Annotated in this window: 14 protein-coding genes; all 14 read right to left on the bottom strand. The window is 46.1% G+C overall.

Annotated elements, in window-relative coordinates; translation table 11 throughout:
• Positions 1-19 precede the first annotated feature (19 nt).
• Positions 20-1,435, bottom strand: coding sequence for a tetratricopeptide repeat protein (locus ERX40_RS00555; RefSeq protein WP_133416554.1), 1,416 nt, complete (start codon positions 1,433-1,435; stop codon positions 20-22).
• Positions 1,436-1,443: 8 nt separating this feature from the next.
• Positions 1,444-1,917 carry an acyltransferase gene (locus ERX40_RS00550; RefSeq protein WP_133416553.1) on the bottom strand — a complete coding sequence of 158 codons (474 nt, stop codon included), beginning with the start codon at positions 1,915-1,917 and terminating at the stop codon, positions 1,444-1,446.
• Entirely contained in the window at positions 1,895-2,734 is an 840-nt protein-coding gene (lgt, locus tag ERX40_RS00545; RefSeq protein ID WP_133416552.1) for a prolipoprotein diacylglyceryl transferase, read from the bottom strand. Before lgt ends, ERX40_RS00550 begins: the two co-directional genes overlap by 23 nt.
• Before the next feature lies 1 nt (position 2,735).
• On the bottom strand, positions 2,736-3,665 hold the full coding sequence (hprK, locus tag ERX40_RS00540; RefSeq protein ID WP_424960719.1) for an HPr(Ser) kinase/phosphatase: 930 nt from the start codon (positions 3,663-3,665) through the stop codon (positions 2,736-2,738).
• A gap of 89 nt (positions 3,666-3,754) precedes the next feature.
• Entirely contained in the window at positions 3,755-6,583 is a 2,829-nt protein-coding gene (gene uvrA / locus ERX40_RS00535) for an excinuclease ABC subunit UvrA (RefSeq protein ID WP_133416550.1), read from the bottom strand.
• Positions 6,584-6,587: 4 nt separating this feature from the next.
• Complete coding sequence (gene uvrB / locus ERX40_RS00530) at positions 6,588-8,567, bottom strand: excinuclease ABC subunit UvrB (protein WP_133416549.1); 1,980 nt, start codon at positions 8,565-8,567, stop codon at positions 6,588-6,590.
• 147 nt (positions 8,568-8,714) lie between these two features.
• Positions 8,715-8,933 (bottom strand): DUF2198 family protein, encoded by a 219-nt coding sequence (locus tag ERX40_RS00525; protein ID WP_133416548.1) that lies wholly within the window; start codon positions 8,931-8,933, stop codon positions 8,715-8,717.
• Positions 8,930-9,574 (bottom strand): HD domain-containing protein, encoded by a 645-nt coding sequence (locus tag ERX40_RS00520; protein WP_133416547.1) that lies wholly within the window; start codon positions 9,572-9,574, stop codon positions 8,930-8,932. The genes ERX40_RS00525 and ERX40_RS00520 overlap by 4 nt, the downstream gene beginning before the upstream one ends.
• Before the next feature lie 2 nt (positions 9,575-9,576).
• Entirely contained in the window at positions 9,577-10,113 is a 537-nt protein-coding gene (locus tag ERX40_RS00515) for a TlpA family protein disulfide reductase (RefSeq protein ID WP_133416546.1), read from the bottom strand.
• Positions 10,114-10,193: 80 nt separating this feature from the next.
• Entirely contained in the window at positions 10,194-10,634 is a 441-nt protein-coding gene (locus ERX40_RS00510; protein WP_243712876.1) for a CHAP domain-containing protein, read from the bottom strand.
• Between the two features lie 157 nt (positions 10,635-10,791).
• Positions 10,792-11,715, bottom strand: coding sequence for a C40 family peptidase (locus ERX40_RS00505; protein WP_165980607.1), 924 nt, complete (start codon positions 11,713-11,715; stop codon positions 10,792-10,794).
• Between the two features lie 163 nt (positions 11,716-11,878).
• Positions 11,879-12,193, bottom strand: a complete 315-nt coding sequence (gene cccB / locus ERX40_RS00500) for a cytochrome c551 (protein WP_133416544.1) — start codon at positions 12,191-12,193, stop codon at positions 11,879-11,881.
• A gap of 55 nt (positions 12,194-12,248) precedes the next feature.
• Positions 12,249-13,350 (bottom strand): peptide chain release factor 2 gene (gene prfB, locus ERX40_RS00495; protein WP_243712874.1). Its coding sequence is split into 2 segments (ribosomal slippage): positions 12,249-13,277 and positions 13,279-13,350, totalling 1,101 coding nucleotides; the frame shifts between segments, so codons are not numbered across the junction.
• On the bottom strand, positions 13,350-15,881 hold the full coding sequence (gene secA / locus ERX40_RS00490; RefSeq protein ID WP_133416542.1) for a preprotein translocase subunit SecA: 2,532 nt from the start codon (positions 15,879-15,881) through the stop codon (positions 13,350-13,352). Before secA ends, prfB begins: the two co-directional genes overlap by 1 nt.
• Positions 15,882-15,978: the final 97 nt, after the last annotated feature.

Below are 15,978 nucleotides of genomic sequence, written 5' to 3'. Positions count from 1 at the left end.
ATATACTATATCCGTTTATTTAAATATTATTTTGCTTAAAGAAGGTGAGGGCCTTGTCCAACTTGTACTTCGAGACAGAAAATGCAGCTGCAACCTTCTTCAGAGAATAGGGTTCTGTCGACTTCCGGTATAAGTAAAAACAAGCGGCAGCGTATGCACTGACGTCCTTGATTTCCTTCATTTCTATCAGAGCATGCGCCTTATCAATCCAGCTGAGCAATAAGTCTGTTGACTGTTCCAGCACCCAGAGCTGCAGCAGTCCCTGGTGAATGAACTCCAGTTTCACCAGCTGCAGTTCATTGAAAAGATACGACAGATAAAGTTTCTCGTAATCATCCATCTGCTCCAGTTCATCCCATAGCTCTTTTGTGATAATCGCTTCCTTATGCGGGAGCCGGGATAACTTGAAGAGTCCCGCAAGTCGTGCGTGCCTGTCCTCACTTCTCAGTAACGGCAGTACTTCTGAGCTGATATAGGTATTGAAGTCACTGATCTCTTTTGGACTAGGTGATTCCGTCTGTGAGAGTGTCTGCAGTCTGCGCCACATCTCCTCGGATTCCTTTTCCTGTCCCAGCGCGAAATAGTTAAAACTTAAAGCATGGAAAAGCTGCGCATTATTCATCTGACGTTTCTTATAGATAGGCAGCAGTAACTGCTGTGAACCCTCATACTGCTTAAGAAAGCTGAGGACTATGCCCAGCTTAAATGATTCGTCCTCGCTGATGGGGTGCAGCTTGTTCAGTCGCTGCAGAAAAAAGGTATATTTCTGATGCTGCTGCGTATTGTAGAGCAGCAGCGTGTAGTGACAAAGCGCATGAATATCTGTCTCGTCTTCACTCAGCAGCTGCTCAAGAATGACTTCCGCTTCATTATATTTACTGATAAAGAGATAGGCCATTGCCTTTAAGTTACGCATCTCCTTACGCTCCTGGATATGAAGCGGCTGGCTGCTCAGCCAGTCGATGGATTCATTGATCCGACCCTTTGCGAACAAATATGAAAAAAGCTGCTGTGCCACATAAATCGTGCTCTCTGCTTCGACAGCTGTCTGACTCGTATACGTCACTTCAAATGTTGTCGTCAGCGTGTCCAGATAATCCTGGTCATCAGTCAGCTGGACGTAATACAGACCGTACAGGAAAGCTCTATTCGGATCGCGCAGCTCCGTATAGATCTCGCTCAAATGATAAAAGTAGTCAGCGAAATCCTCTTCCTGGATAATGCGCTCATATAATAGATGAATACCTTCATCTATCTGACCTGCTTGTATCAGGCAGGTGGAAAGATCGATATAATAGTCCCGCTCACTGCTGATGTCAATCGCTTTCTGCAAATACGGTATAGCATCTCCGTATTGCTGTTGTCGTATTTTTTTCTGTGCGATACGCACATAACCCTTGGCATCAACAGGCAGACTGACCAGATTATCGTTCATTGTCATTCCTACTCTCTAATCTGCATCGGGTTACCGTATGCAAATGTACTCGCAGGGACATCCTTAGTGACCACCGTATTCGCCCCGATGACTGCTCGATCACCGATGATGACACCAGGCAGAACCAGTGCATTGGCACCGATCATCACCTCATCACCGATAATGACTTCTCCAGTGCGATATTCATCGATCAGATATTCATGACAGAGTATCGTCGAATTGAAGCCGATCACACAGTTTGAACCGATCGTGATTTTTTCGGGATACATGATGTCTGGTGTCACTTTATAGGCAATAGATGTTTTTTCACCGATTGTCATCCCTGTTAATTCGTATAATTTCTTCTTCATGGGCATGGATGGACAGTACCGCCCGAGCTCGATAATGATAGTGTTGAAAGCTGTACGTCCAAAAGGCAGGATCCGGTAGACGTGCCAGAGGGGATTCGGCCCTGTCACCTTATGCCGCTTTAGACGTCTCATCACTGCTCCGAAGGACATGGTTGACAATGCCGTACTTCGGCAGCCGATATTTCATACTTCTATAGATCCACACTAAGAGGCTGACTGCTATGATCACGATCGAGATGACCTGTGCCATTCTTAAATATTCAGTCAGCATCAGACTATCCGTTCTGAGTCCTTCCACAAAGAACCGACCGATTGAATACCAGATAGCATACAGCAGGAAAGTCTGACCGATTCTCAGATGCTTTCTGAGGAGCAGCAGAATAATAAACCCCAGCAGACTCCACAACGATTCATAGAGAAACGTCGGATGATAATAGGTGCCATCAATCTTCATATGATCGATGATCCAGCCGGGAATCATCAAGTTCTCAAGAAACGAGCGGGAGACTGGACCCCCGTGAGCCTCCTGGTTCATGAAGTTACCCCAGCGTCCGATTGACTGTGCCAGAATAATACTCGGCGCCACGATATCAGCGATATGGAAGAACGAGCGTCCTTTCCGTTTCACGAGGAAGTAACCCGTTATAAGCGCACCGATCAAGCCACCGTGAATGGCAATGCCGCCGTTCATGATCATCGGAATTTCAGCAAGATGGTCCTTATAATATGGCCATTCGAAGCCAACATAATAAAGTCGGGCACAGATGATACCGATGATGATAGGCCAGACGATCAGATCAATGAGTTCATCTTCTGCCATCCCTTTTTTCTTCGCTTCACGATTTGCGACAAGAAATCCGAGCAGAATACCTGTGGCGATGATGATACCATACCAGCGGACGGGCCACGAACCCATGTGAAAAGCAATTGGATCTATCGTATATAACATATTAGTTCTCCTTATGTGATTGACTTTTAATCTGTGCATTCAGACGATGGGTAAATTCCTCTGCGGTATTGACACCCATTTTATTCAGACGGTAATTCATCGCTGCCACTTCAATGATAACAGCGAGATTCCGGCCGGGTTTGACAGGAATGGTCTTCTTGGTAATCTCAGAATCAAGAATCGGCAGTGTTTCCTCGACTAACCCTACACGGTCATACATCTTGTCGCGGTCCCATGTCTCAAGGTTGATGTTCAGCATGATTCTTTTCTCTGACAGAATAGAACCCGCGCCAAACAGAGTCATGATATTGATGATGCCCAGTCCCCTGATTTCAAGCAGATGCTCGATCAGTTTAGGCGGACTTCCCATCAGGACATTGCGTGACGTTTCCTTGATTTCAACGTTATCATCCGCGACCAGCCGGTGTCCTCGTTTAACGAGTTCCAGGGCCGTTTCACTCTTACCTACACCCGAATCGCCTGTGATCAGTACACCGATACCATAGACATCGACCAAGACGCCGTGCAGGCTTGTAGTAGGCGCCAGCTGTCTTTCCAGATAGTCGGTGAGGCGGCTGATCAAGTTGGTTGTCGCATCATCACAGCTGAAAAGCGGTGTATCTCTGCGGTTACAGGCATCAATCAGTTCTTCAGGCGGTGTGATGCCTCTCGCGATGATGATACAGGGTGTTTCCCTGCGGCAGAGCTTATTCATCCGTTCCGCTTTGTCCTCTTTACTCAGCATCTCAAAAAAAGAGGTTTCGGTTGTACCCAGCAGCTGGATACGGTCAGATGAATAATGTGAGAAATAACCGGCCATCTCAAGTCCGGGCCTTGAAATATCTGTATTGCTGATGATGCGGTCAAGTCCTTTATCCCCTGCTATCAGTTTGAAATCGAAATGTTTCTGTAGTTCAGCGCTATTCATGATTAGTCTCCTCCATACTTCAATTTTAATGAACTTAACGCTGAAATACAATTAAACAAAAAATCCGCATCATAAAAATGCGGATTGTTCCATTATTTCTTCGTTCGTCCGATTGCTTTCTTCAGATACTGGCCGGTATAGGATTCCGGTACTTCCATAATCATCTCAGGCGTGCCCTCCGCAATGATCATGCCACCCCCCTCGCCTCCTTCAGGTCCGAGGTCAATGATATGGTCTGCAGTCTTGATGACATCCAGATTGTGTTCGATGATGATGACCGTGTCGCCGTTCTCAACCAGCTGATGCAGCACTTTCAGCAAGCGGGAGATATCGTCCACGTGCAGGCCCGTTGTCGGTTCATCCAGAATATAGAGCGTCTTGCCGTTAGAGCGGCGATGGAGTTCAGACGCCAGTTTGACACGCTGCGCCTCCCCACCGGACAATGTTGTCGCTGACTGGCCAAGCGCCACATAACCCAGGCCGACATCTACAATCGTCTTCAGCTTCCGGCTGATTTTCGGGTGGTTCTCAAAGAAATGATAGCCATCTTCTACTGTCATATCCAGTATATCTGCGATGCTTTTATCTTTGTATGTCACTTCAAGCGTTTCACGGTTGTAGCGCTTACCATGACAGACTTCACACGGCACGTAGACATCAGGTAAGAAATGCATTTCTATTTTGATGATACCGTCTCCTTTACATGCCTCACAGCGGCCTCCTTTGACATTGAAGCTGAAGCGGCCTTTCTGATAGCCGCGGAGTTTCGCTTCATTCGTCTGACTGAAGAGTTCCCGGATATCATCAAACACACTTGTATAAGTCGCGGGATTGGATCTGGGTGTCCGTCCGATCGGTGACTGGTCGATATCGATAATCTTATCGATCAATTCCACACCTTCGATAATATCATGAGCACCCGGCTTACCTTTTGTCTTATAGAGTTCCTGTGCCAGTCCTTTGAAGAGAACATCGTTGACGAGTGTACTTTTACCGGAACCTGAGACCCCAGTGACCACTGTCATCATGCCGAGTGGAATATCAACATCGATATTTTTCAGATTATGGCTGCGGGCGCCCCGCACTTTAATATAGCGGCCATCGGGTTCACGTCTCGTATCCGGAACATCAATCTGCTTCTTACCGCTTAAATACTGCCCCGTCAGTGATTTACTGTTCCTCATAATCTGTTTAGGGGTGCCAGCCGCAACAATTTCACCGCCATGAACACCCGCGCCCGGACCGATATCGATGAGGTAATCAGCTGCGAGCATGGTATCCTCGTCGTGTTCAACAACAATCAGTGTATTGCCGAGATCCCGCATAGATTCAAGTGATGCTATCAGACGATCGTTATCCCGCTGATGAAGTCCGATAGACGGCTCATCCAGAATATAAAGAACACCCGTCAGCTGGGAACCGATCTGCGTTGCAAGACGGATACGCTGTGCCTCTCCGCCGGATAACGTCCCGGCGCGTCGGTCCATCGTCAAGTACTCAAGACCGACATTATTCAGGAATGACAGCCGGGAGGTAATTTCCTTGATGATCATATTGGAAATCATCTTCTCCTTCTCAGTCAGTTCAAGAGTCTCATAATAATTGAGGGCCTGGCCGATGGAACGCTTCACGACCTGCCCGATATGTTCACCGTTGATTTTTACGGCCTTCGCCTGGTCGTTCAATCGGTAGCCTTCGCACGCTTCACATACTTCCTCAGTCATATACTTACGCATCTGTTCACGCGTGAAGTCAGACGGGCTGTCATGAAATCTGCGGTCAATATTATTGATGATGCCTTCGTAAGCCATGGTACGGGAACGGCTGACACCATTATCCTGGCGGAACTTATAGGTAATCTGCTCAGGTGAACCATACAGGATAATATCACATTCTTTTTTCGTCAGTTTATTGAAGGGTTTCTTCATATCAATCCTGAAATGCTTTGCGGTCTGTCTGAGAAGTGACGGATAATACTCAGAACTGATGGGCTGCCATGGAACCAGCGCGCCATCAGCCAGACTGAGCGATTCATCTGGAATGACCAGGCTAAGGTCTACAGTCAGCTTGGTACCGAGGCCATCACAGGTCGGACAAGCGCCGAACGGGCTGTTAAATGAGAACATACGCGGTTCCAGTTCATCAATGGAGAAACCACATTTCGGACATGCATGATGTTCAGAGAATTTGATTTCCTTGTCACCGATGACATCGATAACAACATTACCTTCAGCGAGCTCAAGTGCATTCTGCAGAGAATCCGCTAAGCGGCTCTCGATATTAGGTTTGACGACCAGACGGTCAATAACGACATCAATATCATGATTAGTATTCTTATTGATATCAATATCGTCACCTATTTCGACTATCTCTCCGTCAATACGGAGTCGGGCATAGCCTTTTCTACCGATATCTTCCATCAGTTTCTTATGTTCACCTTTGCGCCCTGAAACAATCGGTGCCAGGACCTGTATCTTCGTCCGTTCCTCCAGTTCCATCACACGGTCAACCATCTGCTGAACAGTCTGCGACTCAATCTTGATGTGATGGACCGGACAGTACGGCGTCCCGATTCTTGCAAACAGCAGGCGCAGATAATCATAGATTTCAGTGACAGTCGATACTGTACTACGCGGATTGTTGCTGGTCGTCTTCTGGTCGATAGAAATCGCTGGAGACAAGCCTTCAATCGTATCGACATCAGGTTTATCCATCTGGCCGAGGAACTGCCTCGCATATGCACTTAGGGACTCTACGTAACGACGCTGTCCTTCAGCATAAATAGTATCAAAGGCCAGACTTGATTTCCCGGATCCTGACAGACCGGTCATCACAACCAGTTTGTCACGCGGAATCGTGATATCGACATCTTTTAAATTATGGGATCTTGCACCTTTTACAACAATTTCTTTATTTTTCATGTCTTCACCCTTCTGCTTTCAGTTCAAATAAAATATCACGCAGCTCGGTCGCACGTTCGAAATCCAGTGCTTTTGCTGCTTCCTTCATTTCGTGCTCGACCTGTTCCACACGAGCTGCACGTTCTTTTTTCGTCAGCTTTTTCTTTGGTCTTGGCTTTGCCTTCTCTGTTTCATCCGTTTCAACCGTTGCACTGATGGCATCGCGTATCTTCTTGTTGATCGTAGTCGGCGTGATGCCATGTTCCTCGTTATAGGCTTCCTGAATATCACGGCGGCGCTGGGTCTCGTCTATCGCAGTGCGCATCGAGTCTGTGATTTTATCTGCATACATGATCACTCTGCCATTCTCATTACGGGCCGCTCGTCCGATCGTCTGAATCAACGAGCGTTCAGAACGCAGGAACCCTTCCTTGTCAGCATCCAGGATAGTGATCAGCGATACTTCCGGAATATCGAGTCCCTCACGGAGCAGATTGATGCCGATAAGTACGTCATAGACGCCAAGACGTAAGTCACGGATAATCTCAGTCCGTTCAAGCGTCTTAATCTCGGAATGAAGATAGTTGACTTTAATACCCGCTTCCTTCAGATAAGCTGTCAGGTCTTCACTCATCTTCTTCGTCAGTGTCGTAATCAGTACGCGTTCATTGCGTTCAATACGAATACGTACTTCTTCCATCAGATCATCAATCTGATGCTGTGACGGTCTGACTTCAATAACAGGGTCAAGCAGACCGGTCGGACGGATGATCTGTTCAACCATCTCATCAGTATGCTCAATCTCAAAAGGTCCTGGTGTAGCGGATACATAGATGAACTGCTGTGCTTTCTGTTCGAACTCCTCAAACTTCAGCGGCCGGTTATCCAGTGCACTCGGTAACCTGAAACCATGGTCCACCAGGACTTTCTTCCGTGCCTGGTCACCGTTATACATCCCGCGGATCTGCGGCAGACTAACATGTGACTCGTCGACCATGATCAGCCAGTCATCACCGAAGTAATCGAGTAAAGTGTAAGGTGTCGAACCTTTAGGACGCAGGGTCAGATGGACTGAATAGTTCTCAATGCCCGAGCAGAAACCCATCTCCCGCATCATCTCGATATCATAATTCGTCCGCTGTTCAAGCCGCTGTGCTTCCAGCAGCTTATTCTCTGCCCGGAAGACTTTCAGCTGTTCTTCCAGCTCCTTCTCAATCCGTCCGATGGCAACCTTAAGTTTTTCCTCACGCGTGACGAAGTGACTGGCAGGAAAAATTGCAAAGTGCTCACGTTCCTTCAGCACCTCCCCTGTCAGGTAGTTGATTTCACGGATGCGGTCAATCTCATCACCGAAAAACTCAACACGCACACATTGTTCGTCCCTTGATGCCGGAAAGATCTCGACGACATCGCCACGTACGCGGAAGGTGCCGCGCTGAAAGTCGATATCATTTCTTGTATACTGGATATCCACCAGCTTTCTGAGCAGCGTATTACGTTCCATCTCCATGCCTGTGCGCACACTGACGACCATATCCTTATACTCTTCTGGATTACCGAGGCCATATATACAGCTGACAGAAGCGATGATGATGACATCATTGCGTTCAAAGAGTGCACTCGTCGCTGAATGACGCAGCTTATCAATCTCATCATTGATCGATGCGTCTTTCTCTATAAATGTATCGGTTGAAGGGACATATGCTTCCGGCTGATAATAATCGTAGTAACTCACGAAATATTCCACACGGTTCTCAGGGAAGAATTCCTTGAATTCACTGTACAGCTGCCCGGCCAGCGTCTTATTGTGCGCGATGATAAGTGTCGGTTTGCCCACTGCCTGGATGATATTGCTCATCGTAAATGTTTTACCGGTTCCTGTCGCACCAAGCAGCGTCTGATAACGCTCACCCGCTTTAACACCTGCCACTAGTTTCTCAATAGCTGCCGGCTGGTCCCCTGCTGGCTTGAATTCTGATTGTAGTTTGAATGGATGCTGCTCCATATAACCCCTCCTTAACATATATATTCTAGCAAATTAGATGCTTAAAATACAAACATCTGTTCGTACAGCCATTCTCTATGATGACTAAAAAAACACGGTGTCACCATCAATCGGGACAACCGTGCTTCATTTCAGTATGTATTGATTTCACTCAGATAGTTTCAGCTGATCGACAGCAAAATAACCCAGAATCAGGGAAATGGTATCGAGGAAGACAATCATCTCTGAATGAAAAAAGCCCTTATAGACCGATACCCCTATCACAATCGTTGCTAACAATAATCCTGTATATTTATTTTTGACGATGGCACTGAAGATCACAACCATGAGAGCAGGCAGAAAGGAAGCAAGTATATACCAGATCATGTATAATCTCTACCTGCCAGAATAGACTGTGTGATTTCCTTGAGTTCGGACCTCGGAATAAATTTCTCCTGCAGCATCTCCGGCAGGATGGCGCCGAGGAAATCCTTCACGCACTCCAGATGTTCAAACTGAAGAATGGTCTGAAGACTCTGTTCATAGATTTCAAAGAACAGCGGCTCAGGATTACGTTTTTGAATCTCACCGAACGATTCATAGAGCAGGTCGATTTTATCAGCTACTGATAGAATCTGGCCTTCGAGTGTCTCATCTTTACCCTCCTGCAGCCGTTCATGATAGATTGACCGGTACTGCTCCGGGAACTCCGCCTCGATGAACTTCGTGATCATCTCTTCCTCCACATCATTAAACAGCTGCTTAAGTTCTTGGGAGGCATATTTAACCGGCGTCTTGATATCGCCGGTGAAGATTTCAGGATAATCATGGTTAAGCGCCTTCTCGTACAATCTTTTCCAGTCAACCGTACTGCCATGATATTCTTCAACCGTCCCTAGATATTGCGCAATTTTAGTGACTTTGAAAGAATGGCTCGCTACATTATGTTCCTGATATTTAAATTTGCCAGGACAGCGGACCAGTTTCTCAAGATCCGACAAACTTTTAAAATACTGATGGACACCCATAGTTATCTCCTTTCAATCTGCTGAATTAACGTCTCGATTTTATATACATCAAGTTCACCCACATAAGTCATGAGCACTTGACCGTCCTTCGCTACAAAAACAGTAGTCGGAATGTTATAAATCCTGTACTTTCTGATCATCTCTTCTGTGCCGATAACAATGGGGTAATCGGGCTTATATTTCTTCAGAAACGACTGTCGGCCTTCATTCTTATCCTGGACATTCAAACCGATCAGCTTGATATGATTCGGCTTCATTTCATCATATCTGACCAGCTCCGGCATCTCTTTATTGCAGGGTTCACACCACGATGCCCAGAAGTTGATGATGTTGATATCAGCTGTCAGCTTATGTTTAAGTTTCTCTTGATCACCAGTTAGCGTGGTCACTTCCATTTCGCCGATATTCTTATCATTGATGAAATGAGGCTGTCCGCCTACCTTCAGTTCTGATGTATCCTTATTCAGTACCTGCCATACACTATAGCCGGCGAGGATAATAAAGAGGCCGCTTAAGAGCAGCGTAAGCATTCTTTTCATAATAGACCTCCCATCAATTTCCCCTATTATAACAAGAAAACAGAAAAAAATGGATAAACATCAGTTTATCCATCAGGAAATTAATAAATATATTGATAGTAGCTTGCCTGTGTTTTTGTCAAATAACGATAAGTTTTAACGCCTTGGCGCGGATAGTTCATTTCAGAAATCTTGATACTGCCGTTTGAATATTTATATTCAACCACGGCGACGTGACCATAGTAGCCCGTTTGAGATACCATGACCGCTCCTTTTACTGGTGTACGGCTTACGAGGTAACCATTACGTTGTGCATTATAAGCCCAGTTTTTAGCGTTACCCCATTGATTTGAGACATGACGTCCTAGCTGAGCACGACGGTTGAAAGCGTAATATGCGCAACTACCCCAGCTGTAGTAGTTTGCAGCTTTATATTTTATAGGATTTGGATAAGTGTAAGCATCAGCAGTTGGTTGTTCAACAGAAGTAGAGATAGTCAGTAACATTAAGACAGTTAAGATAGACACTATTACTTTTTTCACTTTTTTTGTTCCTCCAACGTTTTCTTGATAAAATGATAATAGCATAGAAAATCGGGAGAAGAATTGTTGTTACTTAAGCGTAATATAACTGTTACGAAATATATACGGTTTGACATATATCTGTACCATAAAAAAAGAGACAGCGGGGGCTGTCTCCTTAATATCTATAATAACCTGTCACCGTGCCATCGATATAGCTGACCGCACGCTGTTTGATACCTTCTCTTGGATTTAGCGCATCAATCATCTGACCGTTGCCGATATAAATACCGACGTGGCTGCCTTCATTAAAGAACACAAGATCTCCCGGCTCTGGATCTGTGATACGTTTACCGACTGCCATCTGCTCATACGTCGTTCTTGGCAGCTTCTTACCCATCGCTGCAAACACCTGCTGGGCAAATGAAGAACAGTCAACCTGTGTCGCAGAATTCGCACCGTATACATATGATTTCCCGACAGCAACCTGACGTGCGAGCTGTGCTACGTCAGAACGGGCAGATGGCGCCGCTGCAGTCGTTCTGTCAGGTACCAAAACGACTGACGGCTGTTCATCCGGCAGCAATGAGGAGACATCCTGCGCCGCGTAATCAGAGATATTAATCTGATTCACTTCTTCATCATGTCTCTGGATAGCAGGCATTGTGACAGTTCTGTCCAAGGCCGGATCAGCGGGCGAAAAAACTTCCGGTTCTACACGATCAGGTGCCTGTTCGATAGGTGCCGGTTGTTCGATAGACGCCACTTCAGCAGTCACTTCTTCTGCCGGAACGAATGTCTTTTCCTCTTCTAACGGAGCAGATGCCGATGAGATTTCCTCTTTGGGCTTGGTTGCTTCTACTCCAGGTTTCAGCATCGCGCTGACTGAGAGAGCGGCATCCACTTTATCAGCAGATACGACCAGTACCTTACCCGGTTTTAATGTATCAGACGTTAAATGATTCCATTTTTTAAGACGTAAGGTGGAAATTTCAAATTTATCTGCAACTTCCAGTAATGTATCCCCTTTTTTCACCTGGTAGTGACCCGCTTCGACTTTCTCTTTCGGTTCATCTGCATGTACAGCAGAATGTTCAGTCATTATAAGCGTTGAGACTAAGCAAACTGACAATATCATCTTTTTCATTGTTTAAAAATTCCCCCAGCCCTTATATCAAATTAACATTTAACAAATTTGATATAAATATAGCATAGAGGCATCAATATTGAAATAGTATCGCTTCATACTTAATATAGTCTTAACATTACTTCTGCTTGCTTAAATAGTCTGCGATTTTTTCTACATCTTCACCTTGGGCCTGACCGGATGGCATATTGCCTTTACCATTCTTGATGATATCTGCAATTTCTTCCTTAGAATATTTTGCACCCACCTTTGCCAGGTTAGGACCGCTCGCGCCTTCCAGGTTTTTACCGTGACAGCCTACACAAGAATGATTCTGATAAGCTGTCAGTCCGGGGTCGCTGTTATCCGCTGTCTTTGTCTCCTCTGTATTGTTACCACATGCCGCAAGCGTCATTGATGCTGCAAGTGCTGTACCTATCATCATCTTTTTCATATCACGTTCCCCCTTTTTCTTTTTACCTTACCATCAGCATACAGGTAATAAACATTTAAAGCTGACTTTTTAAGTAGGCATCAATAAACAGTGAGATGTCACCGTCCATTACTGCCGAGGTGTTACCTGTCTCAGCATTCGTACGATGATCCTTGACCATAGAATAAGGGTGGAAAACATACGACCTGATCTGTGAGCCCCAGCCGATTTCTTTCTGTTCACCACGGATAGCGAGCATTTCCGCCTCCTGCTCCTCAAGCTTGCGCTGATAGAGCTTCGCTTTCAGCATCTTCATCGCCTGTTCGCGGTTCTTGATCTGTGACCGCTCGTTCTGACAGGTCACGACGATTCCAGTTGGTTTATGGGTGATACGTACTGCAGAATCTGTGGTGTTGATATGCTGGCCCCCAGCTCCTGTCGCACGGTACGTGTCAATACTGATATCTTCCGTATTAATCTCAATTTCAATCTTATCATTATCAAACTCAGGGATTACTTCACACGATGCGAACGATGTATGACGTCTGCCGGATGAATCGAATGGTGATATTCTGACTAGACGGTGTACTCCCTTCTCGGATTTCAGATAACCATAGGCATTATGCCCTTTGACAAGGATTGTCACACTTTTAATGCCTGCTTCGTCGCCTGCCTGATAATCAAGTGTCTCTACTTTGAAGCCCTGCTGGTCAGCATAGCGCTGGTACATACGAAGAAGCATGGAACCCCAGTCCTGCGATTCTGTGCCACCCGCACCTGGATGCAGTTCAAGGATTGCATTATTCGCATCGTATTCTCCGTCAAGCAGCATCTTCAGCTCATACTGTTCAACTGCTGCATTCAGCTTCTTCAGCTGATCTGCGAGTTCATTCTCCATTTCAGCATCGCTTTCTTCCTTGACCATCTCGAACATGACATCGATGTTCTCTTTCTCTTCAGCCACCTGATGATAGCCATTCACGACTTCCTTCAGTGCATTACTTTTATTGATGATGTCCTGAGCCTGAGTCGCATCGTCCCAGAACGCTGGGTCAGCCATCATTTCATCGTATTCCTGAATGTTCGTCTCTTTGTCTTCTAAGTCAAAGAGACCCCCTGAAACTCTGTAATTTTCCTTCAATTGCTGCAAGTGTGTTCTTGATTTCAAATGCTTCCATTAGTTCTCATCTCTTCCATGACAGTTTTTATATTTTTTACCGCTGCCGCATGGGCAGGGTTCATTACGTCCGATTGTCGGCTCAGCCTGCTTAGGTTGTTTCTTTACTTTCTCCTTACCATCATTCGCGACCATTGCTTCGCCCTGCGCAACCTGCTCACGTTCTACCTGTTCGCCTTTATCAATGATGGACTTGAGAATATATTTTGCTACATCGTCTTCAATATTATCAAGCATATCCTCGAACATCGCCAGACCCTCGTTCTGATATTCACGCAGCGGATTGATCTGACCGTATGAACGGAGATGGATACCGGTACGAAGCTGGTCCATCGTATCGATGTGATCTGTCCACTTCATATCAATTGTACGCAGCAGAATCATGCGTTCAAATTCACGCATCTGATCACCCAGCTGGATTTCCTGACGATGATACTGCTCATCAATGTGCTGCATGACAATATCAAAGATCTGGTCGTTGTCACGTCGTTCAATCTCCTCAACCTTCAGGTCACCTTCCGGGATATAGACATCCTCAACATAATTGATGAACGTCTCGTAGTCGGGGTGATCTTCTTCACTTGTAAAGTGAGCATTCACAGCGCGGCGTACTGACTCCTCAATCATTGAACGGACCTGGCCTGAACAGTCTTCCTGTTCCAGGATGTCGTTACGTTCCTTATAGATGATTTCACGCTGTTTACGGAGCACATCATCATACTCGAGGACACGTTTACGGCTATCATAGTTATTACCTTCAACACGTTTCTGGGCAGATTCGACCGCGCGGGAGACCATCTTGGACTCAATCGGTGCCTCATCATTCATCCCGAGACGTGTCATCATATTCTGCATACGCTCTGATCCGAAGCGGACCATCAGTTCATCCTGCAGTGACAGATAGAATCGACTGAAACCTGGGTCACCCTGACGTCCTGAACGGCCACGGAGCTGGTCGTCAATACGACGTGACTCATGTCGTTCTGTCCCGATGACCGCGAGGCCGCCGAGATCCTGGATGCCTTCGCCCAGCTTGATATCTGTACCCCGACCTGCCATGTTAGTGGCAATAGTGACGGCACCTTTCTGGCCTGCATTCGCTACAATCTCTGCTTCACGTTCATGATTTTTTGCGTTCAGTACGTTATGACGGATGCCGCGCTTCTTCAGTAAGTCCGAGATATATTCACTTGTCTCGACTGCTACAGTTCCGAGCAGCACCGGCTGTCCTGCTTTATGACGTGCGATGACTTCTTCAACAACCGCATTGAACTTGCCACGTTCGGATGCAAAGATGAGATCGGCCTTGTCTTCACGCGCAATCGGTCTGTTCGTCGGAATCTGTGTCACGACCATGTTATAGATGCTGATGAATTCCTCTTCCTCCGTCTTCGCTGTCCCCGTCATGCCAGACAGCTTGTTATACATACGGAAGAAGTTCTGGAATGTGATGGATGCCATCGTCTTTGATTCATTCTGGATCTCCACACCTTCTTTTGCTTCAATGGCCTGGTGGACACCATCAGAGAATCGACGTCCTGGCATCGTACGACCTGTGAACTGATCGACAATCACGATTTCACCGTCTTCAACCACATAATCCACGTCTTTCAGCATTGAACGGTGCGCCTTCAGTGCGATATTGATGTGATGCATCAGACTGACGTTCTTCACATCATAAAGGTTGTCGACTTTGAACATTTTCTCTGCCTTGTCGATTCCTGACTCGGATAACTGGATGCCTTTAGTCTTCTCATCATAGTTATAGTCGATGTCTGGTTTCAGCATCTTGACGAAGACATTCGCCTGAATATACATGCCTGTCGACTTCTCAGCCTGTCCTGAAATAATAAGAGGGGTTCTCGCCTCATCGATCAAAATGGAATCGACCTCATCGATGATAGCAAAGTTAAGCGGGCGCATGACGCGTTCCTCGCTGTAGGTCACCATATTGTCACGGAGATAATCGAAACCAAGCTCGTTGTTCGTGCTGTAAGTGATATCAGCCGCATATGCTTCGCGTTTCTCCGCAGTCGTCTTGCTGTTCAGATTAAGTCCGACAGTCAGACCAAGGAAGTTATAAAGCTGACCCATCTCTTCAGCCTGTGTGCTTGACAGGTATTCATTGACAGTCACCACATGGACACCGCGACCCGTCAGGGCATTCAAGTAGACCGGCATCGTCGCCGTCAATGTTTTACCTTCCCCTGTCTTCATCTCTGCGATGTCACCCCTATGCAGCACTGTCCCCCCCATCATCTGGACGGGGTGAGGGAACAGGTTCAGGACGCGCAGAGAAGCTTCACGTACAACAGCAAAAGCTTCGGGTAAAATGCGATCCAGGTAATCCTGCTGTTCTCTGTAATCATCTATCTGTTTCAGGTCATTCTGATAAATAACGGTCATGTTTTTCAATTCGTCATCACTTTTTGCAGCCATGATATCTTTATAAGTATCAACCTGGTCCGCGATTCTGGATAACGATTTTACTTCACGTTTATTGCCGTCAAACATTTTCTTAATGAATCCCATGTTTTTCTCTCCTTTAGTTACCATCTACAACAATTAATAATAACATGTTACGTACGTATTTAGAAACATAACGGCATTAAAAAAGCCCCTCCGCAAC

This window comes from Macrococcus carouselicus (assembly GCF_004359515.1).
GTDB lineage: Bacteria > Bacillota > Bacilli > Staphylococcales > Staphylococcaceae > Macrococcus > Macrococcus carouselicus.
This window is presented reverse-complemented; position numbering and strand designations above follow the sequence as displayed.

Excerpts from the sequence above, each read along its gene's own strand:
- ERX40_RS00555 (WP_133416554.1), bottom strand. The coding sequence starts at position 1,435 with ATGAACGATAATCTGGTCAGTCTGCCTGTTGATGCCAAGGGTTATGTG.
- ERX40_RS00550 (WP_133416553.1), bottom strand. The coding sequence starts at position 1,917 with ATGAGACGTCTAAAGCGGCATAAGGTGACAGGGCCGAATCCCCTCTGG.
- lgt (WP_133416552.1), bottom strand. The coding sequence starts at position 2,734 with ATGTTATATACGATAGATCCAATTGCTTTTCACATGGGTTCGTGGCCC.
- uvrA (WP_133416550.1), bottom strand. The coding sequence starts at position 6,583 with ATGAAAAATAAAGAAATTGTTGTAAAAGGTGCAAGATCCCATAATTTA.
- uvrB (WP_133416549.1), bottom strand. The coding sequence starts at position 8,567 with ATGGAGCAGCATCCATTCAAACTACAATCAGAATTCAAGCCAGCAGGG.
- ERX40_RS00525 (WP_133416548.1), bottom strand. The coding sequence starts at position 8,933 with ATGATCTGGTATATACTTGCTTCCTTTCTGCCTGCTCTCATGGTTGTG.
- ERX40_RS00520 (WP_133416547.1), bottom strand. The coding sequence starts at position 9,574 with ATGGGTGTCCATCAGTATTTTAAAAGTTTGTCGGATCTTGAGAAACTG.
- ERX40_RS00515 (WP_133416546.1), bottom strand. The coding sequence starts at position 10,113 with ATGAAAAGAATGCTTACGCTGCTCTTAAGCGGCCTCTTTATTATCCTC.
- ERX40_RS00505 (WP_165980607.1), bottom strand. The coding sequence starts at position 11,715 with ATGACTGAACATTCTGCTGTACATGCAGATGAACCGAAAGAGAAAGTC.
- cccB (WP_133416544.1), bottom strand. The coding sequence starts at position 12,193 with ATGAAAAAGATGATGATAGGTACAGCACTTGCAGCATCAATGACGCTT.
- secA (WP_133416542.1), bottom strand. The coding sequence starts at position 15,881 with ATGGGATTCATTAAGAAAATGTTTGACGGCAATAAACGTGAAGTAAAA.